Raw genomic sequence first — 21,807 nt, 5'->3', positions numbered from 1 at the left:
AAATATAAAGGAAATATGCCCGATGAATGACGACTTTCTTTTTGCAGAGGATGAAAAAGATACCAGTACTGAAAATCTTGGCAGTTGGAAAATACTGATCGTCGACGACGAACCTGAGGTTCATACCGTCACAAAGCTTGTACTCAATGACTTCATCTTGAACGGAAAAACCATAGAGTTTATCAGTGCTAACAGCGGCGAAGAAGCAAAAGCCATGTTCCGCGAGCACAACGACATTGCTGTGGTGTTACTTGATGTGGTTATGGAAACAGATGACGCTGGTCTTCAAGTAGCAAATTACGTTCGCAATGAATTGGATAATCATTTCACTCGCATCATTTTGCGCACTGGACAGCCTGGTCAAGCGCCAGAAAAAGACGTCATCATTAACTACGATATTAACGATTATAAGTCGAAAACGGAACTCACAGCGCAAAAGCTCTTCACTGTTATCATTGCTGCCCTGCGCTCGTACCGCGATATTATGGTGATTGAAGAAAACAGAGCAGGCCTTGAGAAAATCATCGATGCGTCTGTGGATTTGTTTTCTTCCCAGTCTTTAGAAAAATTTATGCAGGGAATAATCCAACAGCTAGCGTCTATCCTTGGATGTTCAAAGGATGCGGCCTACATTACAACAGCGGTGGCCACTACATCGCGCACTCTCGACGTAGACAATAATAAAATGGACGATGACGAGCTTTATGTTTTTGCCGGTAATGGTGAATACTCGTCAAAGGAAGGGTTACTGCTTAAAAATGCAATCAACGATAAAGAATATGCGTTGTGCGTGAAGGCGATGCAGGACAAACAGATAGTCTATGCAGAAGATCACGTTGTGGCGTATTGCAACAGCAAGTCGCACAAGGGTGCGTTGCTCTATCTTTCTGGGCTGCCTCGGCGGTTATGTGAAAGTGATAAGCACCTTATCAAACGTTTCTCTAACAGCGTTCAGTTGGCTTTTGATAACGTATTAAAAACCGTAGACTTAGAAGGTACCCAAAGAGAAATTATTGAGCGTTTAGGCCACGCACTAGAGCATGAGTCTAGCGATGCAAACCATATTAAGCGCATGGCTGAAATGGCAGGACTGATGGCGAACATACTGTCTATGCCTGAGCAAGAAATTGATACGTTTAAACTTGCTGTATCGCTGCACGATGTTGGCACTTCACGCGTACCGAAATCTATATTGCACAAAACGACAGCGTTAACCGACGATGATATTTTTGCTATCCGTCAGCATGCTGAGTTTGGCTACCAAATTCTCAATGACTCTTCTCGTCCTTCTATTCAGCTAGCGGCTACCTTAGCGCGTCAGCATCACGAGAGATGGGATGGGGAGGGATATCCTGAAGGGTTAAAAGGCGAAGAAATTGATCAAAAAAGTCGTATTGCAACGCTGATTGATGTGTTCGACGCTTTGCTGAATGAACGACCTTACAAGCCAGCCTGGAGCATTGAAAAGGTGGTTAGTACATTAAAAGAAGAAAGTGGGCGGCACTTTGAGCCAATATTGGTTACTCGCTTTCTTAATAATTTACCTGCGTTTCTGGCTATTCAGACGCAGTATCCCAATAAAAATCTATAACAGGAATATTCAATATGTACATGATGGCGAAACACCTCCACTTAACCGCAGTAGTGCTAAGCATTCTTTTCTTTATCTTTCGGTTTGTGTGGGCGCAATTTGATGCCACCGTATTGGCCAAAAAGTGGATAAAAATCTTACCTCATATTATTGATACCATATTGCTTGGCAGTGCGCTGTGGCTCTGTGTCATTTTATCTCAATACCCGTTTGTTAATGCATGGCTCACCTTCAAACTATTTGGCGTTGTTCTGTACATCGTGTTTGGTTTGTTTGCGCTTAAAAAAGCAAAAACGGCTGCAGGCCGCTGGGGCTTTTTCATAGCAGCATTGGCTGTGCTTATGGCAACGGCAATGGTTGCGGTCACCAAGCAACCACTTTTCTAGAATTCGTTATCGGAAGTCATAATGTCTGAATCTAAACAAGTAATTCGCGTTGGTAATGTTGACGTTGCCAACCATCTTCCCTTCGTGCTTTTTGGCGGAATGAATGTATTGGAGTCGAGAGACTTAGCAATGCGTATAGCTGAACACTATGTTGAAGTAACGCAAAAACTCAATATTCCCTACGTGTTCAAGGCGTCTTTTGATAAGGCAAATCGCTCTTCGGTTTCCTCGTACCGCGGCCCGGGTATGGAAGAGGGCCTGCGTATTTTTGAAGAGATTAAATCGACCTTCAATGTACCGCTTATCACCGACGTACATGAACCTCATCAAGCAGCGCCAGTGGCAGAAGTGGTGGACGTTATTCAGCTACCGGCCTTCCTAGCTCGCCAGACCGATTTAGTGGTCGCTATGGCGAAAACCGGTAACGTGATTAACGTTAAAAAGCCTCAGTTTTTAGCACCCCATGAAATGCGTCACATCATAGGCAAGCTCAGTGAAGCAGGTAACGACAAAGTTATTCTGTGCGAACGAGGCAGCAGTTTTGGCTATAACAACTTGGTGGTTGATATGCTGGGTATGGATGCAATGAAAGCCTATGCACCGGTAATATTTGATGCGACCCATGCGCTTCAAATGCCAGGCGGCAGAGCAACATCGGCGGACGGTCGTCGTGCGCAAGCTGCACAATTGGCAAGAAGTGGAATGGCGTTAGGTTTGGGCGGTTTGTTTATTGAAGCCCATCCTAATCCCGATGAAGCAAAATGCGATGGCCCGTGTGCGTTGCCACTGTCTAAACTTGAGCCTTACTTGCAGCAGATGCAAGCATTAGACGAACTCGTGAAGGGCTTTGATACCTTAGACACAAGTAATTCTTAATGGGGTAAGTAATTTGGGGGTAGGCTGATGACGTATGCCGGTGAATTACACCGGCATCCGGATCAGGTGTGAAGAGGTGTTATTCGCCGTTTGCGACGTCAGTTAACTTATTACCTTTAGACTCTTCAACTTTAGACTCTGCATCGTTATAAAATGCTAACAAGCTGTTGTGCAGCGAGATTTGAGTTTCTTCAGATAGTATTGCTTTAGACTGCTTTTTAACAACAATGTGCGCGTCATTCGCTGGTAATACGTCTGCCATTTTCACATTGGTCATTGCAGTATTAATCAAAGAGGAAAGATTGATCTTTTCTGGTTGTACGTTAGCATTCGCAGCAGCGCTGACAAACGCCATAACTGATACACTTGCAAGAAGTAATTTTTTCATTTTCACACCTAATAAAAATAATTTAACAAAATGTGTTTAATTGTTAATTCGGTTAACAAATAAACATCATAAAAGACTGAAATTAAAGATTCTTTTCAAATTTCGAGTAAATTGTAGTCAGTTTTTGTAAAGAGTGAAAACGATTAAAAGTATGGCTTGTCATTAGTTTATCTAATGCTATTGTCATGTACAGGTAACATTGGATTAAGAATACGGTATGCATCGACGTCTCCCCCCGCTAAATGCACTAAAAGCCTTCGAGGCTGCAGCTCGACACCTGAGTTTTACCAATGCTGCAGATGAACTATTTGTCACGCAGGCAGCAGTAAGCCATCAAATAAAAGCCCTTGAAGAATACTTATCAATGAAACTATTTCTCAGGCGCAATAGAACTTTGCTTCTTACTGAAGAGGGGCAGGCCTATTTTCTTGAGTTAAAGGATATTTTTAAGCACCTACAAGACGCTACTGAGCGATTGCTTGCTAAGGGCAGTAAGGGGGCAATTACGGTGGCAATGCCACCAAGTTTTGCCAGTCAATGGTTAGTGCCCCGTATTAGTAAATTTAGCCTCGCGCACCCAGATATTGATGTGCGTATAAAAGCCGTTGATTTTGACGAGGGCTTTTTGGCTGACGATGTTGACGTAGCTATCTATTATGGCAAAGGGCGCTGGACTGGATTGCAGGCCGACCAGCTTCATCGTGAGTTTTTAACACCACTTTGCTCACCCATGTTATTTCAGGGGCCAAAGCCGCTTTCTACTTTATCCGACTTACGTCACCATGTACTGCTTCATGATATGAGCCGCGCCGCATGGAAAAACTGGTTAAAGCACGTGGATGTACTTGGGGTGAATGTAAATCAAGGGCCGGTGTTCAGCCACTCAATGTTAGTGCTGCAAGCCGCTGCGCTGGGACAGGGAATAGCGCTAGGTAATACTATACTCGCGCGCCCAGAAATTGAGGCAGGGCGATTAGTTATGCCTTTTGAAGAGCGCGTTGAGAGTAAAGATGCGTTTTATCTGGTATGTGAAGAGACGCAGGCAGAGCTTGGCAAAATTGCTGCTTTTAGAGAATGGATCCTCGCACTGGTAGAAGAGGAGATGGACAATGTTTGATATTGAAATAAAACGCTCAGGCTCTCCAATAGCTCAATTGATATTAGGCCATGGCGCTGGCGCAGGGAAAGAGCACGAGTTTATGCAGACCATGTCAGCGCTTTTTGTAGAGCGAAATATTGATGTGGTTTTATTTAACTTTCCCTACATGCAAACCATCAAAGAAACAGGTAAACGCCGGCCTCCAGATAAAGCTGAAAAATTGCTTCAGCACTTTCATGACGTAGTGGCGCATATTGAAACTAGCTGTGTTGAAACCAGCGCGCTAAAACAAACCGATACAGAGAATAAGCACGCTTCGCTTCCGATTTTCATTGGGGGCAAGTCTATGGGAGGGCGCATGGCAACTATGAGCATAGAAGACATGCCATCAGTAAAAGGGGCCATTGCCTTTGGCTATCCTTTTCATCCACCGGGAAAACCGGAGAAAACCCGTACTGACCATCTACAAGCAGTGAACAAGCCGCTACTCATTGTGCAGGGGGAGAGAGACACCTTTGGTACTAAAAGCGAAGTGGCGGAGTATGCCTTGTGTCCATCTATCGAAATCACTTTTCTCGCCGATGGCGATCACAGCTTTAAACCGCGAAAAATCAGTGGATTTACCCAAGAGGCTCATATAGAGGCGGCTGTGGATATGGCATGTGACTTTATCACTAAGACTTTACAAGGACAGGTGGATGACTAACCCAGAGCCGGTTATAAAATCTCACTTAGAAGCGGACACTACCGTGGCTAAGGTGTACATCATTATTGGCGCTGTAGCTGCCGGTTTAGCGGTAGTGCTAGGCGCTTTTGCTGCACATGGACTTAAAGCGGTATTGTCTCCAAGTGAGCTAATCATCTTTGAAACCGGTGTTCGCTATCAGATGTATCATGGCATTGCACTGCTGTGCTTACCAGGCCTTGCCGCACTGTTATCTGCTAAATGGGCAAACCGCGTTGCCAGGTGTTTTGTCATTGGTTGTGTTTTGTTCAGCGGTAGCCTTTATGTGTTAGCAACAACAGGCATTAAATGGTTTGGGCCAATTACACCACTAGGCGGTGTGTTTTTTATCGTTGGCTGGATTTTGCTTATTGTCGCTTTGGTTAAAGGCAAGAAATAACACAAGCTGGGCTTGCTGCTTAAAAGCAAACGCCAGATTAGCAAAAGCATCAAAAGTGTAAAAATAAGAAACTAGCAACAGATAAATACTATTAATGGCTAAGCGCTATTAATAGGTGAAAATAAGCAATGGGTAAAAACGAGCAATGAGTAATAAAAGCGTACTGGCGTACTGTCGGCCCGGATATGAAAACGATACCGCTAATGAAATGACCACTCGCTACGGTGAGGTGGGTCTTTACGGCTATCCGGTATCAAAGAAAAACAGCGGCTTTGTGCTGTATCATTTATACGATGAAGGGCAGTTAGGTCAAGCAGCTAGCCAATTCGCGGTAAAAGAAACGGTATTTCCACGCCAACTTATCGCCGTTCTTGCTTCACTTGAAGACATAGAAAAAGAAGACCGAGTAGGCCAAGTATTAGAATGCCTTGAAGATATCGAAAAGCCGTTTTCTCTTTTTGGCGCTATTGATGTGGAATACCCTGATACGGAAGACGGTAAAACCCTCGCTAAGTTTTGTAAGAAGTTTACTGTGCCGCTGCGTCAGGCTTTGCGTAAGGCGGGTTGGCTTACCGCTAAAGAAAACACAGGTAAAGCGAAGCTACATATATTCTTTGAGTCTTTTGAAACCTGTTATATCGGGTATTCATTGCCAACTCATGCAAGTAAAGATCACTTGGGTATATGCCGCCTTAAATTTCCAAGCGATGCCCCGAGTCGTTCCACGCTGAAACTTGAAGACGCGCTGGTTAATATGTTGAGTGCGGAGCAACAACAAAAAGTACTGCGCACCGGCGGGCGAGCAGTAGACCTTGGCGCGTGTCCTGGTGGCTGGACTTATCAGCTTGTTAAGCGGGGTATGTATGTGGAGGCCATTGACAACGGTTTAGTGGCCGATACGTTAATGCAAACCGGTCTGGTTGAGCACCATGCTGTTGACGGCTTTGCATATAAACCACAATTTGGTCGCGTCGATTTACTAGTGTGTGATATGATAGAGCAACCCGATCGGGTAGCAAAGTTAATGGGCGATTGGCTAGTTAAGCACTGGGCAACACACGCAATTTTTAATTTAAAGCTCCCGATGAAACGGCGCTTTGAGACAGTCGAAGAGGCTGTAGCGTTGATTAAGACGCGATTGAACGCATTGGAAGATGGGTTCTCGGTCAAGGTGAGGCATCTCTACCACGATAGAGATGAGGTTACAGTAACAATAGTGCGCACTTCAAAAGATGAGGTGTGATTTTGTTATTTTTAAGAAAAGGTCAGCAGTTTTTAAATTGTTGATTTCAAAGAAAAAGAATTAATGGTGGCTTGATTTCGTGCAGCCGATTTATCGGTTTGTACTAAAAAAGGTATAAATTTGGTACAGAAATCCTTATAATCCAGCCGATTTTTTACTCTGAACCAATTGAAAGTGAACTAATGTCAGACTTATCTCATTACAGAAACATTGGTATTTTCGCCCACGTAGACGCGGGTAAAACTACCACAACAGAACGTATTTTGAAGCTAACTGGTAAGATCCATAAAACCGGTGAGGTTCACGATGGTGAATCTACTACCGACTTCATGGAACAAGAAGCCGAGCGTGGTATTACTATCCAGTCTGCAGCAGTAAGCTGTTTCTGGAAGGATCACCGTTTCAACGTTATCGATACTCCTGGACACGTTGACTTCACAGTTGAAGTTTACCGTTCACTTAAAGTACTCGACGGCGGTATCGGTGTATTCTGTGGTTCTGGTGGTGTTGAGCCACAATCAGAAACTAACTGGCGTTATGCTAACGAATCAGAAGTTGCACGTATCATTTTCGTTAACAAACTAGACCGTATGGGCGCTGATTTCTTCCGCGTTAAAGAGCAAGTACGTAAAGTACTTGGTGCGGTTCCACTCGTTATGACGTTACCTATCGGTATCGAAGATGACTTCGTTGGTGTTGTAGACGTTCTTGAGAAGAAAGCATACGTTTGGGATGACACTGGTCTTCCAGAAAACTACGAAATTAAAGACGTTCCAGAAGACATGGTAGACCTTTTAGAAGAGTACCATGAGCAACTTATCGAAACTGCAGTAGAGCAAGACGATGACCTAATGGAAGCGTACATGGAAGGTGAAACTCCTTCTGTAGAAGATATCAAGCGTTGTATCCGTAAAGGTACTCGTGACCTTGCGTTCTTCCCAACGTATTGTGGTTCAGCATTCAAAAACAAAGGTGTTCAATTAGTACTTGACGCTGTTGTTGACTACCTACCATCTCCAACAGAAGTTGACCCTCAGCCTCTAATGGACGAAGAAGGTAATGAAAACGGTAAGCACGCGATTGTTTCTCCAGAAGAAACATTCAAAGCGTTAGCATTCAAAATTATGGATGACCGTTTCGGTGCACTAACATTCGTACGTATTTACTCTGGTAAACTGAACAAGGGTGACACCATCCTTAACTCGTTTACAGGTAAAACTGAACGTGTTGGCCGCATGGTTGAAATGCAAGCTGACGAACGTATTGAACTATCTAGCGCTCAAGCGGGTGACATCATCGCTATCGTTGGTATGAAGAACGTTCAAACTGGTCACACGTTGTGCGACCCTAAAGATCCAGTAACTCTTGAGCCAATGGTTTTCCCAACTCCAGTAATCTCGATTGCTGTTCAGCCTAAAGATAAAGGCGGAAACGAGAAGATGGGTATCGCTATCGGTAAAATGATTGCAGAAGATCCGTCTTTCCAAGTTGAAACTGATGAAGATTCAGGCGAAACCATCCTTAAAGGTATGGGTGAGCTTCACTTAGATATCAAAGTAGACATTCTTAAGCGTACTTACGGCGTTGACCTTATTGTTGGTCAGCCACAGGTTGCTTACCGTGAAACTATCACGCAAGCCGTTGAAGATAGCTACACGCACAAGAAACAGTCTGGTGGTTCTGGTCAGTTTGGTAAAATTGACTACCGCATTAAGCCTGGTGAGCAAGGTTCTGGCTTTACGTTCAACTCAACAGTTGTTGGTGGTAACGTACCTAAAGAATTCTGGCCTGCAGTAGAGAAAGGCTTCAAGTCAATGATGGGTGAAGGTGTTCTTGCCGGCTTCCCAGTACTAGACGTTGAAGTTGAACTTTACGACGGTGGATTCCACGCAGTAGATTCATCTGCTATCGCATTTGAAATTGCAGCGAAAGGCGCATTCCGTCAGTCTATTCCAAAAGCAGGTGCACAACTTCTTGAGCCAATCATGAAAGTTGACGTATTTACTCCGGAAGATCACGTTGGTGACGTAATCGGTGACCTTAACCGTCGTCGTGGTATGCTAAGTGACCAAGAAGCTGGTTTAACTGGCGTTCGCATTAAAGCAGACGTACCGTTATCAGAAATGTTTGGTTACATCGGTTCACTACGTACAATGACTTCAGGTCGTGGTCAGTTCTCTATGGAATTCAGCCACTACGCTCCATGTCCAGGTAACGTATCTGACAAAGTTATCGAAGAAGCGAAAGCACGTAAAGCCGCTAAGTAATTAGCGCTTTACCCCCACCTATTATCGGTGGCTTCAATAACATCAAAAGCCAGTCTTTATGACTGGCTTTTTTGTGCCTTAATTTTAGTGCGTGTTAATTTTCGCTTTACGAATTTTGGGCCTAGTTTAAGCATTTTGCTGGCGAAGGGATTTTTTCACGGTATCAAAGTGCTGTTTCATCATTGATGTTAAATGTGATTTATCAAGGTTGTCACTTTCAGCACTGTATACGCTTTCATTAAAAAGTGCTGTCATAGAGTGAAGCGACGCTTTTGTATCATGTGTTAAGTAGCTGTCTACTTGCTTAAGGTATTGCTGAGGAGATAAGTGATGCCGATTAACGCCTGTGTGATTTTCAACTAGGGCGAGAGCATTTCTATAAATTCGTTGGTGTTTAGGTAGGTTGGATTGACGTTTTACTGGAAAAAAGTACACCAACAAAATGACTCCTACAATACTTAAACTACTAAGGAAAACGGCAGTCAGCTTTTTCGTGGTAATCTGGCCCAACAAGTCTTCCAGTAAATCTTTTTGCTTATTGGCATCAAAGCCTAAAATCCATTTGCTCCACTGGTAATCCATTTGTCTCATCCAGTTTTGCAGGGTCATAAAGAGTGCACCTTCACTGAGGTCGCCCAATAAACCGCTTGTTCTTTTCTCGCCAAAATCAGCTAGCGCTTGCTCTAACCCAAAGCTTAAGCGAGACGGCGCAACCATACTTGTGGGGTCGTAACGTTGCCATTTGTCATCAATGAGTGCCTCAACCCAAGCGTGAGCATCGTATTGTCTAACTTGCAGTACCTTGTCATCGAGTTGTTCGCCACCTTGATAGCCGGTAACCATGCGAGCGGGAATGCCTGCAGCGCGAAGCGCAAAGGTCATTGCACTGGCATAGTGAGCGCAAAAGCCCGCTTTCTCTTCAAACAAGAATGTGTCTATGGCGTCAACGGGCATGGCGTTTGGTTCAAGGGTGTAAGTAAACCCTTGCTCTTTGAAGTAGCTCATTACGGCATTTGCTAATTCTGCAGGTGATGTATGCTGCTGTTTTAATGCCAATGCCCACGCTCGAGTTTCCTCGTTCGTTGTTGCGGGTAGCAGGCTGTTTAACTGACGCTCGAAATCTCCAGCCGCATTCTCAACCGTGGCACTCGGCACATAGGTAAAATAAAACGATTTTTTACTCATCAAGGGGGTTGATGAGCGCAGCGTGTAGTCAAACTGCGCGTTCACAAAAATCGTGTTTTTTGTATTGTCTGGCTCAGACAGCGCTAATGAAAATAACCAATTTTGCTTAGTTGGTTCAACAATCATTTCATATGCGGTGGTGCTGGCGGGGGAAGAGGCTAAAAGCTGGGTTAAAGGTGGTGTTTTTTGCAATAAAGACAGCTGACGCTCTGCCTGCTTGCGTCTGTCGCTTATCGACCATGTTTTGCCATTAAAGTCTTCCATAACTAACGCTCGCCAATAGCGCTGTTGAGGTAACGGGATATCATCATTCGACTGAAACGTGGCTGTAAAGGCAAGGTCTGATGATTTAGCTAAAGACGCAATGTCGCCTGGCGTGACGGTATCAGAAAGACCCGTTTGCTGAGATTTAGACGTGGGCATTTGCCAAAGGGGAGGCAATTGTGGCATCACCAAAAAAAGTAGTGCAGTGATGGGGATGGCTTGAACGACCAAAGTAGCGACAAACTTTGCACTACTGCTAAAGGGCGTAACTGGGCCATGATAGTAGGCTAGGGCAAGCAGTAAAAATATAAGCACACCAAGATATCCCACCCATGCAACCATGCTAAGCGCAGAAATAAATCCGCAGCCAATGAGGAAAAGGCTGGTACAAAAAAGTAGGTGAAAATCTCGCTTACTGTCTAGCAATATGAGTTTGAGTGCAAAGGCCACTGCCAGCAAATTTATCATGCTGTTGAGTAAGCCGATTGAGAAGCCAAACCAGGTTAGGGCAAAAAGCGATAGCACCGCCAAAAGGTTTATGGTTCGAGAGTGGGGCAGCTGACTGCTTTTCAAAAATACAAGCACCCGCACAACTAGGGCGCACATGCCTAACACTATCACCCACGCCATGAGTTCATCGGTGAGCGTAAAAAGCAATACGCCATAGGCAATGGCGAGCATCAGATACGAGGTGGACTTGTGAGATGACATGAGGCTATGAGATGACAGAGGTCTGCTAGTTGAATGCGACGGATTGAAGAATGCGCCCTGGCGTTTAAGAAAAGCTATCATAACCTTGCAGCCTTACTCGTGTTGCTAGTCTTTTTAGCCTGGCTAGTCTTTTTATCATGGTTAGCCTCTTGGGCATTATCGCCAGTTCTGTTGATATTAGCATTGTTTTCAAAGGGAGAGCTTATATTGCGCAAACAAGCTAGCGCTGTTAAGCATTGGTGGGTGTGTGTCTCACCGCTTGAAGGTTCAATATCGATAGACTGATATTTCAACCCGAAATGGTTGCCTTGTTGACTTTGTTCCAATACTTGAAAGGTAAGCAGACTTATGGCAGTTTCTGTTTCCACGTTTGCATCAACAGACAGCAACTGCTTAAGCTGCACTGGATCTGCAAATTCTTTTACTACCCAGTCGCCATTTTTTGCAACTTGTTTCCATACCACTCGATTTAGAGGTTGGCCTTCTTTATAGTCGGTTAAACTGTGAAAGTCTGAACTACTTTGAGCAGACGTTGCTGCATTGTTTGTGTTTTGCTCTGAGTCATCGTTAGAAGCGGTAACCTTGATCACCTCACCTTTAAGGGGCTTAGCATACACCACAACCTCGGCGCTAAAATCGAGGTGAGTCCAGCATTTGTATAGGCCAAGTGGAAAGTCGCAGGCCAGAGTGAGTCTTGGCAGCTTATACACGCCACGGGTTCTGTGCGTAATAGGAATGGGAAGTCGCTGTGTTGTATTGTGAGCATCGCCGTTCTCTGTCGCACCAAGAATGAATGGATATTGGGTTTTGTGACCAAACCAGCTGGCCACAATATTTCCTCTGCACGGTTTGTTTTGTGTATCTTGGCTCAGATTGTCTTTGCCACCCGACATATCCTGTTGAACAATCGCTAGATAAAAAGTGCCTGACTGATGGCAATGAAATGGCACTAACGGCGTCGATTTTACCGCTAACCGCGCAAAATTTTGATGTGTATAGAACAATGTAAGCAGCATGACACTCAAGAGTATATAGCTAAGAAGAACCATTAAATTGTTTTGGTAATTCGTACCGAGTAAAAATAAACACAAAGACATTATAATAAATGCCCACCCAAAGCCGGTAGGCAGTACAAAAATATTATTCATGGTTAAACGGTGCTGAGAAGCGGGCGGGATACGCTTGTCTAACCATCGCGTGACTAAGAATAACCAACGGTGGGAAAAACGCTGTTTTACAGTTCGTTTGAATATCGATATCACGTCGACAATGCTCTATTAGGCAGCAAGAGGATCAACACTTTCGAGTAACTGCTTACTCAATAAAAGTGATGTAGCATTGTCACCAAAGGTTGCACCCTCATTGTGTTGTGATGATGAAAGACGATGGGCCGTTATCGCTATAAATACAGCCTGTACATCTTCTGGCGTGGCAAAGGCTTTGTTTGAAATAAACGCCCATGCCTTGGCGCCTTGTAATAAAGCGCGGCTAGCTCTAGGTGATAGCGGGTTAGGATAAGCCCCGTTGTTGCGACTTTCATTTACCAACATAAGGATATAATGAATAAGCGCATCACTTGCGTGTATGTTATTCACTTCCTGCTGCATGGCTTTTAAACGTGTTTCATCAATGATTTGCTCAAGCGGAGTTGTTGAGTTTGTTTGTTTTAGCATTGCCTTTTCTGCATCCCACTGAGGGTAACCAAGGGATATACGCATAAAAAATCTATCGAGCTGCGATTCTGGCAGTGGATAGGTGCCCGACTGTGAACTGGGGTTCTGTGTAGCAATAACAAAAAACGGCGATGGCAGCGAGTGAGTCGTCCCATCAATACTCACCTGACGTTCTTCCATTGCCTCTAGCAGCGCACTTTGTGTTTTAGGGCTGGCTCTATTCAGTTCATCGGCAAGAACGACTTGACTAAAAATGGGGCCGTGACGAAACGAAAACTGTTTATCGGTGTTGGTTTCACCGCTGTGAAAAATGTTAACCCCGAGCATATCTGAAGGCAGTAGATCGGAGGTGAATTGAATACGCGAGTACTGCAAACCAAACACCTGAGAAAGCGCATGTGATAGCGTTGTTTTCCCCATGCCTGGCAAATCTTCTATCAGCAAATGTCCGTTTGAAAGTAAGCAGGTCAGCGCCAGTTTCAGTTGGTGCTCCTTGCCGAGAATTTTCTCTCCTAAAGCATGTAAACTCTTTTCAATTTCTGAACGCATAACGTGTCACTATTAGTTGGTTATTGTGGGTAAAAAGCGCCTGTGCGTTAAAAACGCGAATACAGTAATAGATTGTTACGGCTTTCCCTTTATTTAGGCGCATTGAAAATTTCTTTCATGAGCATAGTAGCAATGTCGTGTATTTGCTTTCTGCTGTGCTTTAATACCAAGGTATATTCTCTGATTACCCAAATGCTTATCAATTAGCGCAAATCAAGTGTCATTTTGTGCTGCGTAGTCAATCTGGGTTGTCTATAATGGTGCATCTAAAAAAGGAAGTAGTTATGAAAAGCATTGATATAGATGATGATTTATATGCCTTCATCGCCAGTCAAACAAAGCATATTGGTGAAAGTGCATCACAAATTTTAAGACGGTTGCTGTTGCCAGAAGATGGCGAGGTACTACATGCCGCAAAAAGCGCTTCTGACGCTCCTGATCTAACCGTTGTGTCTACAAGCGATAAGCCTGCAGGGGGCGCCTCTACCGCTAGCCCAGTCTCGCCTAATAGCTCAGCTTCTAAAAAAGACGAGCCGCAGCAGACCAACGCTAATCACTCAGAAGAAAAAATGTCTCCAGTAGCTGCACAGCATAGCGCAGTAAAAAGCAACAGCGCAGCACAAGGCAATAGCGCAGCAAAGGCGAAGCCTTCGGTAAAAGCACCAGCCAAGCCTGCTGTTTCAAAAGCACCAGCTTCCAAAGCGACGGCAGTAAAAACGGCTGCAAATAAGCAATCGAGTTCCACTAGTCAGACTCAACGTGCTGCTGGGGCGAATGCGGATGCTTTATCTCACGATAAAAACGATATTTTAGACTTAGTGTCTACAAGTGCATTATCGACATTTACCAAACGGGTAGATCAGTTTTTGTTCGTTTTAAGTGCAGCGCACAAACTTAATGCAGACAGCTTCGAGCGTGTTGAATCAATAAAAGGTAAAAACCGAACATATTTTGCAACAAGTAAAGAGGCATTGCTTGAAAACGGAAGCAGCACCAACCCCAAGGCTATACCGGATAGCGCTTATTGGGTAGTGACTAACAACAATACTGCAAAGAAAGTCAGTATGTTGGAACAGGTTTTGCGTCAACTGGGTTATACCCCAGAAGTTATTGCTAGCGTTGTTGCGCGTTTTTCTTCTGAAGGCAAATAATCGACTCTATTTCATAAAGGACTAATTCATGGCACTACATCCTCAAGCTGGACAACCTGCGGCGAAAGAGCAGCTCATAAACGTTGCGGAACTTGTTAGTCAGTATTACAGCTACAAACCCGATATTCGTGATGAGGGGCACGCTGTGTCGTTTGGTACATCGGGCCACAGAGGTACAGCCTCTAACTGCACGTTCACAGACACTCATATAAGTGCAATTTGCCAAGCGTTGGTAGAGTACAGGCAGCAAGAGGGGATAGCAGGGCCGTTGTACATAGGGAAGGATACCCATGCGCTATCGGAACCCGCCATGGTTACCGCAATAGAGGTACTGTGTGCGAATGGGGTAGACGTTGTCATTCAGCGCAGCGATAACGAAAGCTTAGGCTACACGCCAACACCGGTTATTTCACGAACCATCATTCGATACAACAGAGAGAATGTGGAGCAAAAAGCAGACGGTATTGTTATTACTCCTTCTCATAATCCACCATCAGACGGTGGGTTTAAGTACAACCCTCCTCACGGCGGGCCGGCAGATAGCGATGTCACTAAGCAAATTCAAGACAGAGCGAATACCTTTATTGCTGACGGTAATAAAGACGTCAAAAGAATGGATATTCTTCAGGCTCGCGAGCGCAAGCTCGTGCGTGAAGCAGATTTTATGGAACCCTACATCGACGACCTAGCCAAGGTTATTGATATGGAGGCGATAGCAAAAGCTAATTTAACACTGGGCACCGATCCACTTGGCGGCGCTGGGGTAGGCTATTGGTCGCGTATCAGTGAGAAATACGGCATTACGATTAAGGTAGTCAATGACAAGGTAGACCCTCAGTTTGGGTTTATGCGCAGAGACAAAGACGGCAAGCTGCGAATGGATTGTTCGTCGGCCTATGCAATGGCGGGGCTTATAGAGCTTAAAGACAACTTTGACCTTGCATGGGGCAATGATCCAGATTTCGACAGACACGGCATTGTGTGCAAGAGCGTTGGGTTGATGAATCCTAACCACTACCTAGCGGTCGCCATCAACTATCTATACACTTATCGCACCGAGTGGCCAAATACGCTTAAGATTGGTAAAACGCTGGTCTCAAGCAGCATGATAGACCGCGTAGCCAAAAGTCTTAAAAAGCCTCTTGCGGAAATGCCCGTTGGTTTTAAATGGTTTGTAGACGGACTGGCAAATAGCGAAATAGGCTTTGCGGGTGAAGAGAGCGCTGGTGGTATTTTCCTAGAAAGAAATGGCGATACATGGGCTACCGACAAAGACGGCTTTATCCTGTGTCTACTTGCCGCAGAAATTTTAGCGGTAACCGGCAAAGATCCAGGGGAACACTATATTGCACTGACTGAGAAGTTTGCTTCTCCTGTTTATAACCGCGTGGACGTGGCCGCTACGCTAGAGCAAAAACAGAAGCTCTCAGCAATGGATGCCTCTGTAGTGACTAGCGACACGTTGGCCGGTGAGCCTATCACGGCCATACAAACCCATGCGCCCGGCAATAATGCGGCGATAGGCGGCGTAAAGGTATCGACTGAAAATGGATGGTTTGCAGCGCGCCCCTCAGGCACAGAGCAAATTTATAAAATTTATGCTGAAAGCTTTAAAGGTGAAACTCACTTACAAGATTTAATTCAAGAGGCAGAGGCGTTAGTAGGTAAGATTATCGGATAAAGCCTAAAAAACAAACAGCTTTTCGCTCGTTTTGTAATAATAATGTTAAAAAGCGCATGAATGCATACGAATTCATGCGCTTTTTCGTTATTTTAACAAAACAATAACAACATAATCGTTTAAGTGTTGTTATATTAATGCACTATTGTTGACGTATGTTGTAATTAAATTACGTTTTAGAGGGTGCATCCGCACCGTTTAACCTAAGAGCGAGACGCTACATGAACGCAAAAGCGGCAAAAACGCCAACCTCTCCAAAGATCGACAAGGCCGAATTCAAGGCTGCTGTTATCAATCATCTTCATTGTTCGTTGGGTACCGACGAAAACAAAGCAAATAGCCATGCCTGGTGGAAAGCCACGTGTGCAGCTATGCAGCAACAAGTTTTAGAAGGGCTGCGCAAGACGCAAAAGACCCACTATCTAAACGATACTCGTGCAGTGCACTATTTCTCGGCTGAATTCCTTATGGGTCGCCTGTTATCAAATAACCTTCAAAATTTTGGTTTATTTGAAGTGGCTAGTGAAGCGCTGAAAGAGCTTGGTGTAGAAATTTCAGATGTGCTTGAGGAAGAGCCCGACATGGCCCTAGGTAATGGTGGTTTAGGCCGTCTTGCCGCGTGTTTCATCGACTCTTTAGCCACTATGGAAATGCCTGCAATTGGCTATGGTATTCATTACGAGCACGGCCTTTTCCGTCAGGAAATAAGAAGCGGTGCGCAAATTGAGCGTCCAGACAGCTGGCGCGATTACGGCAACCCTTGGGAAATTTGTCGCCCAGAATCTACGCAGGAAATATCGCTTTACGGTTACGTAGAAACGAAATACGGCGAAAACGGACGCGTAGTGAAAGAATGGCACCCTGGCTCGATTGTTAAAGGTGTGCCTTGGGATATTCCTGTAGTTGGATACGAAGGTAAAACCGTAAACGTACTGCGTTTGTGGCAGTCTGAAGCATCAGGTTATTTCAACTGGGATGTATTTAACGCCGGTGGCTATGTGGATGCTCAACGTGAAAACGTACAGGCTGAAACCATATCGAAAGTACTGTATCCAAATGATGAGACCGAGGCGGGTAAAGAACTTCGCCTTATTCAGCAGTACTTCTTCTCATCGTGCTCGTTAAAAGACATTATCCGTCGATATAAGCGTGCTCATGGTGATGATTGGAGCCGTTTTGCAGACCAAGTGGTTATTCAGCTAAACGACACCCACCCGGCTATTTCTATTCCTGAATTGATGCGTATTCTTGTTGACCGCGCAGAGCTTAATTGGGATGACGCATGGGCTATCTGTACGAAAGTATTTGCCTACACAAATCACACCTTATTACCTGAAGCACTAGAAAAGTGGCCTGCACGAATGATTGAAAAAATCCTTCCTCGTCACTTAGAAATCATATATGAAATCAACCACCGCTTTATGGCTGAAGTTGATAAGCAGTGGCCTGGCGACAATGCGATGAAAGAAAAGCTTTCTATTATCGAAGAAGGCAGCGAGAAAATGGTAAGAATGGGTAACCTATCAGTTATCGGTTCATTCGCTGTGAACGGCGTGGCTGAAATGCATTCTCGTCTTGTTAAAACCACATTGTTCCCAGAATTTGATGAGCTTTACCCTGGCAAGCTGACGAACGTAACCAACGGAATTACTCCACGCCGTTGGCTTAAAGCGTGTAACCCTGGGCTTTCTAAGCTTATCGATAAGAAAATTGGTGAAGATTGGCCAAAAGATCTCGATAAGTTACAGGGCTTAACAAAGTTTGCTAAAAACAAGACTTTCCAAAAGCAATTCATGAAAGTGAAATTGGAAAATAAAGAGTTATTAGCAGAAGAAATTCGTAAATCTTTGGATATTGAAGTTGATGTTAACGCCATTTTCGATGTGCAAATTAAACGTCTACACGAATATAAGCGTCAGCATCTTGCCCTTATTTATATCATGGCGCTTTATCGCAGAATGCTTGAAAACCCAGATTACGATATGCATCCGCGCGTGTTTATTTTTGGTGCTAAAGCAGCACCGGGTTATAAGCTTGCGAAAGATATTATCTTTGCCATCAATAAGGTTGCAGATAAAATCAATAACGATCCTCGTGTAAACGACAAGCTTAAAATTGCGTTTTTACCAAACTACCGAGTGTCGCTAGCTGAGAAAATGATCCCTGCAGCAGATGTCTCTGAGCAAATAAGTACTGCCGGTAAAGAAGCGTCTGGTACAGGTAACATGAAGCTAGCACTCAACGGCGCGGTAACCATTGGTACGCTGGATGGCGCGAACGTTGAAATTGCTGAAGAAGTGGGTGATGACAACATCTTTATCTTTGGTCTTACAGTAGAAGAAGTAAACGAGCGTAAAGCTGCGGGTTACAACCCATACGATTACTACTATAAAGATGCAGAGATTAAAGCAGTGCTTGACTGGTTGGAAACAGATTACTTCACGCCAGGCAAACCCGGAGCCCTTGTTTCCATCAAGCAAAGCTTGCTTGATCATGGCGACCCGTACATGGTGCTAGCAGATTTCAGAGCATACTCTGATGCGCAAATTAAAGTTGATGCCGCATACAGAGACAAAGAGCGCTGGGCTGAAATGGCTATTATCAATACGGCGAAAATGGGTAAATTCACCTCAGATCGCTCGATAAAAGACTATGTTGAGCGCGTATGGAAACTTTCACCGTGTAAGATCGAAAGCTAATCGCAATCTAACTCGCAAAAAAGCCCGAAAATGGTATCGTTTTCGGGCTTTTTTTATTGGAATTTGTTATTGCAGTAATTCCACTATAATTAAGCAAAGCGGGCATCGTTTAAACACTTAGCTGTTCGGTTTAACGGTAATGAAAGCGCAAGCAGTGCGTGAATGCTATGCATTTATATAACTGGGTATGCTTTTTTATACGCCTGCGTTATTGCTACATTGGGTCCTGAGTGTTTCTATAGACCTAGTAGTTGTTTTAATACCTCGTAGCTATAGAGCGCAAGGAAACACATGAGTCGACCCCACACTTCACTGGCCACCATTCCCAACCGATTTGCATTTATCGATAGTGTATCTAAAGTTGCGTCCCAGTGTTCAGAGCTTTCCCTCATGTTGGTTGATGTAGTGAGATTCTCTGATGTCACCACAAGTTTAGGAATAAACGTAGGCGATGAGTTCCTCCTAGAGATTGCCAATAGAATACAAACGCTTTTTGGTAACGAGGTGGCGCTTGGCCGCATCAGTGGCGATGTGTTTGGTGTTGTATTTCCCAGTGTAAGTAATGAGGCAACGCTTCGCAGTTCCTTTGATCATTTGGTAGAGCACTTCAAAGTGCCCATGTACCATGAAGACAATGCCTTTATGGCAGACTTTAATGTAGGCGTAGTGTGTAGCAACGAAACTCACTGGGTAAGTAACGTCACTGATAAGCCTAGTTTTGATATTACCGCCTTCGTTTCCCGCGCTGAGGCCGCATTAAAGCAAGCCAAAGAAAATAAATATGAAAATTACTTCTCCCTTGCTCTAAAAGATAAAACCGATACAGGCAGAAGTTTAGCGTTAAAGGCCGACCTTAAGCGGGCGCTGGCGCAAAATGAGTTAGAGCTTTACTACCAACCTAAAGTGAATTTAGATAATTTGAGTGTCGTTGGCGCCGAATGTTTGCTGAGATGGAACCATCCTCTTGATGGCATACTGTTCCCCGGCCCGCTTATTGAAGCGGCTGAGTCTTACAACATGATGAACGAGTTAGGCTACTGGACACTAGAGCAAGCATTTAGAACCCTTGCCGAGTTCGATGCTCGGCGTCTTTCACTATCACTATCGGTAAATATTTCACCCACTCAGCTTTACGATAATCAGCTTATTCCTACGCTGCATATGCTTAGTCAGTCGTACTCAATTCCCATGACGCGTCTTGAATTAGAGCTGACAGAGGATATTGCTCTGTCAAATTCACTGATGGTGAAAAAGCAGTTAGACGAGCTAAGAAGCCTTGGTATCTCAATATCGGTGGATGATTTTGGTAAAGGCTACTCCAACCTTGCATACATACGCGACCTGCATCTTGATGCGCTTAAAATAGATAAGGCGTTTGTGATGGAGTTAGAAAGTGGCGATATAAACAGAGCCATTATCGAAGCGGTTAAGATTATTGGTGTGGCAAAGGGCTGTAGCGTAGTGGCAGAGGGCGTTGAAACTGTTGAGCAGCTGCATATCTTAAGAGAAATCGGCATTAGTGAAGGGCAGGGGTATTTGTTCTCTAAAGCAGTGCCTTTTGAAGACTTTGTATCATTGGCGCAACAAGAAATTATTATAGGCAGTTCCCCAACCCGCAAACAGGCGTAGCATCTAGACAAGCACTTATATAAGCTCTTATATCAGCACCTATATAAGCGCTTAGATTAGCACTCATATACGAACTCACGAAATCACTCACAAGTGAATCTCCTAGTGAGCTAGCAAAATCGTTAACAAAAAAGCATTAACAAGCGCATCGATGCGTATATTTATAGGCACATAGATAACAATTCCATTCGATGAGGTTATTGATAAGTGCTGGCAAATCAAATTTCTATACACTTTTTGTAACCATTTTTTGATTACCTCTTTTTCCGCAATTTAAAAACACACGTAAGTTCTGTGGTATAACAATTATTATTGTGTTGTGCATCTGAATGACTAAAGGGTTAAAAATATGGATATTGCGTTAAATTACTTGTTTTCGTATCAGGCGTTTTTGCTAATACTGGTTGTTGTATTGCTAAAGACGTCTATTAAATTTGTGCCTCAAAACAGGGCATACATTATTTCACGCTTCGGAAAGTACAATACAACATTAGAAGCCGGTCTTAATTTTATATTCCCTTTTATCGATACTGTGGCAGCTGATCGCTCTTTAAAAGAGCAGGCTGAAGATGTACCAGAGCAATCTGCAATTACAAAAGACAACATTACTCTAAGTGTTGATGGCGTATTGTATTTTCGTGTTGTAGACCCTTACAAAGCCACTTATGGCGTAGAAAATTATACCTTTGCGGTAAAGCAGTTAGCGCAAACCACCATGCGTTCTGAACTAGGTAAAATGGAGCTAGATAAAACCTTCGAAGAGCGTGATTTGTTAAACACCAATATTGTATCGGCGCTAAACGATGCAGCGGCTCCTTGGGGGGTTCAAGTTCTGCGCTACGAGCTTAAAGACATCAACCCGCCAAACTCTGTGCTAGATGCCATGGAGCAGCAGATGAAAGCTGAGCGTTTGAAGCGTGCGCAAATATTAGAATCGGAAGGTGACAGACAAGCTGCAATCAACCGCGCAGAAGGTGAAAAGCAGTCAATTGTACTGGCCGCTCAGGCTGAAAAAGAAGAACAAATTTTAAAAGCCCAAGGTGAGGCAGAAGCGATTATTCAAGTGGCAAAAGCCGATGCCGAGGCCATCGAAACGGTGGGTAAAGCGGCGGCGACTGAAGATGGACAAAAAGCCGTACAGTTAGACCTAGCTAAGAGCGCTATTAAAGCCAAAGAGCAAATTGCCAAGGAAAGCTCACTCATATTGTTGCCAGACGGTTCAACTGAAATTGGAAATGTGGTTGCCCAGGCCATGGCCATAGCAAATAAGATAGGGCAAAAGGTCGATTAA

17 protein-coding genes are annotated in these 21,807 nt (G+C 44.2%); 13 read left to right on the top strand and 4 right to left on the bottom strand.

The window, feature by feature from the left end; translation table 11 throughout:
* The first annotated feature begins 22 nt into the window (after positions 1 to 22).
* Genes JV36_RS0102370 through kdsA form a run of 3 tightly spaced genes read left to right on the top strand, consistent with a single transcriptional unit; the run spans position 23 to position 2,853 of the window.
* On the top strand, positions 23 to 1,591 hold the full coding sequence (locus JV36_RS0102370) for a response regulator (RefSeq protein ID WP_032095009.1): 1,569 nt from the start codon (positions 23 to 25) through the stop codon (positions 1,589 to 1,591).
* Between the two features lie 14 nt (positions 1,592 to 1,605).
* Positions 1,606 to 1,977 (top strand): SirB2 family protein, encoded by a 372-nt coding sequence (locus JV36_RS0102365; RefSeq protein ID WP_032095010.1) that lies wholly within the window; start codon positions 1,606 to 1,608, stop codon positions 1,975 to 1,977.
* A gap of 21 nt (positions 1,978 to 1,998) precedes the next feature.
* Positions 1,999 to 2,853, top strand: coding sequence for a 3-deoxy-8-phosphooctulonate synthase (gene kdsA, locus JV36_RS0102360; protein WP_032095011.1), 855 nt, complete (start codon positions 1,999 to 2,001; stop codon positions 2,851 to 2,853).
* Between the two features lie 79 nt (positions 2,854 to 2,932).
* Here the strand turns inward: kdsA and JV36_RS0102355 are convergent, their stop codons facing one another.
* Positions 2,933 to 3,241 (bottom strand): hypothetical protein, encoded by a 309-nt coding sequence (locus tag JV36_RS0102355; RefSeq protein WP_235207741.1) that lies wholly within the window; start codon positions 3,239 to 3,241, stop codon positions 2,933 to 2,935.
* 217 nt (positions 3,242 to 3,458) lie between these two features.
* On the opposite strand from JV36_RS0102355, the gene JV36_RS0102350 reads away from it, so the two are divergent.
* The 5 genes from JV36_RS0102350 to fusA all read left to right on the top strand — a co-directional run bounded on the left by JV36_RS0102350 (position 3,459) and on the right by fusA (position 8,974).
* Positions 3,459 to 4,358 (top strand): transcriptional regulator GcvA, encoded by a 900-nt coding sequence (locus tag JV36_RS0102350; protein WP_032095012.1) that lies wholly within the window; start codon positions 3,459 to 3,461, stop codon positions 4,356 to 4,358.
* Positions 4,351 to 5,046, top strand: coding sequence for an alpha/beta family hydrolase (locus JV36_RS0102345; RefSeq protein ID WP_032095013.1), 696 nt, complete (start codon positions 4,351 to 4,353; stop codon positions 5,044 to 5,046). Before JV36_RS0102350 ends, JV36_RS0102345 begins: the two co-directional genes overlap by 8 nt.
* Entirely contained in the window at positions 5,039 to 5,464 is a 426-nt protein-coding gene (locus JV36_RS0102340; protein ID WP_052010068.1) for a DUF423 domain-containing protein, read from the top strand. The genes JV36_RS0102345 and JV36_RS0102340 overlap by 8 nt, the downstream gene beginning before the upstream one ends.
* A 145-nt stretch (positions 5,465 to 5,609) precedes the next feature.
* Positions 5,610 to 6,707: a 23S rRNA (cytidine(2498)-2'-O)-methyltransferase RlmM gene (gene rlmM / locus JV36_RS0102335; RefSeq protein ID WP_032095014.1), complete on the top strand. Its 1,098-nt coding sequence runs from the start codon at positions 5,610 to 5,612 to the stop codon at positions 6,705 to 6,707.
* Between the two features lie 182 nt (positions 6,708 to 6,889).
* Positions 6,890 to 8,974 (top strand): elongation factor G, encoded by a 2,085-nt coding sequence (gene fusA, locus JV36_RS0102330; protein WP_032095015.1) that lies wholly within the window; start codon positions 6,890 to 6,892, stop codon positions 8,972 to 8,974.
* A gap of 126 nt (positions 8,975 to 9,100) precedes the next feature.
* Here the strand turns inward: fusA and JV36_RS0102325 are convergent, their stop codons facing one another.
* From JV36_RS0102325 to JV36_RS0102315, 3 genes are read right to left on the bottom strand one after another with little or no spacing between them, the layout of a single operon-like run.
* On the bottom strand, positions 9,101 to 11,215 hold the full coding sequence (locus JV36_RS0102325) for a transglutaminase family protein (protein ID WP_081926496.1): 2,115 nt from the start codon (positions 11,213 to 11,215) through the stop codon (positions 9,101 to 9,103).
* Entirely contained in the window at positions 11,212 to 12,396 is a 1,185-nt protein-coding gene (locus JV36_RS0102320; RefSeq protein WP_235207740.1) for a DUF58 domain-containing protein, read from the bottom strand. Before JV36_RS0102320 ends, JV36_RS0102325 begins: the two co-directional genes overlap by 4 nt.
* 15 nt (positions 12,397 to 12,411) lie before the next feature.
* Positions 12,412 to 13,356, bottom strand: a complete 945-nt coding sequence (locus JV36_RS0102315) for an AAA family ATPase (RefSeq protein WP_032095016.1) — start codon at positions 13,354 to 13,356, stop codon at positions 12,412 to 12,414.
* Between the two features lie 284 nt (positions 13,357 to 13,640).
* Here JV36_RS0102315 and JV36_RS0102310 point away from each other — a divergent pair, with 284 nt between their 5' ends.
* The 5 genes from JV36_RS0102310 to JV36_RS0102290 all read left to right on the top strand — a co-directional run bounded on the left by JV36_RS0102310 (position 13,641) and on the right by JV36_RS0102290 (position 21,807).
* Positions 13,641 to 14,507, top strand: a complete 867-nt coding sequence (locus JV36_RS0102310) for a hypothetical protein (protein WP_032095017.1) — start codon at positions 13,641 to 13,643, stop codon at positions 14,505 to 14,507.
* Between the two features lie 28 nt (positions 14,508 to 14,535).
* Positions 14,536 to 16,188 carry a phosphoglucomutase (alpha-D-glucose-1,6-bisphosphate-dependent) gene (gene pgm / locus JV36_RS0102305; protein ID WP_032095018.1) on the top strand — a complete coding sequence of 551 codons (1,653 nt, stop codon included), beginning with the start codon at positions 14,536 to 14,538 and terminating at the stop codon, positions 16,186 to 16,188.
* 221 nt (positions 16,189 to 16,409) lie between these two features.
* Complete coding sequence (locus JV36_RS0102300) at positions 16,410 to 18,887, top strand: glycogen/starch/alpha-glucan phosphorylase (protein WP_032095019.1); 2,478 nt, start codon at positions 16,410 to 16,412, stop codon at positions 18,885 to 18,887.
* A gap of 291 nt (positions 18,888 to 19,178) precedes the next feature.
* Entirely contained in the window at positions 19,179 to 20,516 is a 1,338-nt protein-coding gene (locus tag JV36_RS0102295) for a putative bifunctional diguanylate cyclase/phosphodiesterase (protein WP_032095020.1), read from the top strand.
* Between the two features lie 349 nt (positions 20,517 to 20,865).
* A complete protein-coding gene (locus tag JV36_RS0102290) occupies positions 20,866 to 21,807 on the top strand; it encodes a slipin family protein (RefSeq protein WP_032095021.1) in 942 nt (313 codons plus the stop codon).

Source organism: Alteromonas sp. LOR (assembly GCF_000753865.1).
In the GTDB taxonomy this organism is placed as follows: Bacteria; Pseudomonadota; Gammaproteobacteria; order Enterobacterales; family Alteromonadaceae; genus Alteromonas.
Note: the sequence above shows the minus strand (reverse complement) of the source record. Positions and strands in the feature narration are given on the sequence as shown.

Excerpts from the sequence above, each read along its gene's own strand:
- JV36_RS0102370 (WP_032095009.1), top strand. The coding sequence starts at position 23 with ATGAATGACGACTTTCTTTTTGCAGAGGATGAAAAAGATACCAGTACT.
- JV36_RS0102365 (WP_032095010.1), top strand. The coding sequence starts at position 1,606 with ATGTACATGATGGCGAAACACCTCCACTTAACCGCAGTAGTGCTAAGC.
- kdsA (WP_032095011.1), top strand. The coding sequence starts at position 1,999 with ATGTCTGAATCTAAACAAGTAATTCGCGTTGGTAATGTTGACGTTGCC.
- JV36_RS0102355 (WP_235207741.1), bottom strand. The coding sequence starts at position 3,241 with ATGAAAAAATTACTTCTTGCAAGTGTATCAGTTATGGCGTTTGTCAGC.
- JV36_RS0102350 (WP_032095012.1), top strand. The coding sequence starts at position 3,459 with ATGCATCGACGTCTCCCCCCGCTAAATGCACTAAAAGCCTTCGAGGCT.
- JV36_RS0102345 (WP_032095013.1), top strand. The coding sequence starts at position 4,351 with ATGTTTGATATTGAAATAAAACGCTCAGGCTCTCCAATAGCTCAATTG.
- JV36_RS0102340 (WP_052010068.1), top strand. The coding sequence starts at position 5,039 with ATGACTAACCCAGAGCCGGTTATAAAATCTCACTTAGAAGCGGACACT.
- rlmM (WP_032095014.1), top strand. The coding sequence starts at position 5,610 with ATGAGTAATAAAAGCGTACTGGCGTACTGTCGGCCCGGATATGAAAAC.
- fusA (WP_032095015.1), top strand. The coding sequence starts at position 6,890 with ATGTCAGACTTATCTCATTACAGAAACATTGGTATTTTCGCCCACGTA.
- JV36_RS0102325 (WP_081926496.1), bottom strand. The coding sequence starts at position 11,215 with ATGATAGCTTTTCTTAAACGCCAGGGCGCATTCTTCAATCCGTCGCAT.
- JV36_RS0102315 (WP_032095016.1), bottom strand. The coding sequence starts at position 13,356 with ATGCGTTCAGAAATTGAAAAGAGTTTACATGCTTTAGGAGAGAAAATT.
- JV36_RS0102310 (WP_032095017.1), top strand. The coding sequence starts at position 13,641 with ATGAAAAGCATTGATATAGATGATGATTTATATGCCTTCATCGCCAGT.
- pgm (WP_032095018.1), top strand. The coding sequence starts at position 14,536 with ATGGCACTACATCCTCAAGCTGGACAACCTGCGGCGAAAGAGCAGCTC.
- JV36_RS0102300 (WP_032095019.1), top strand. The coding sequence starts at position 16,410 with ATGAACGCAAAAGCGGCAAAAACGCCAACCTCTCCAAAGATCGACAAG.
- JV36_RS0102295 (WP_032095020.1), top strand. The coding sequence starts at position 19,179 with ATGAGTCGACCCCACACTTCACTGGCCACCATTCCCAACCGATTTGCA.
- JV36_RS0102290 (WP_032095021.1), top strand. The coding sequence starts at position 20,866 with ATGGATATTGCGTTAAATTACTTGTTTTCGTATCAGGCGTTTTTGCTA.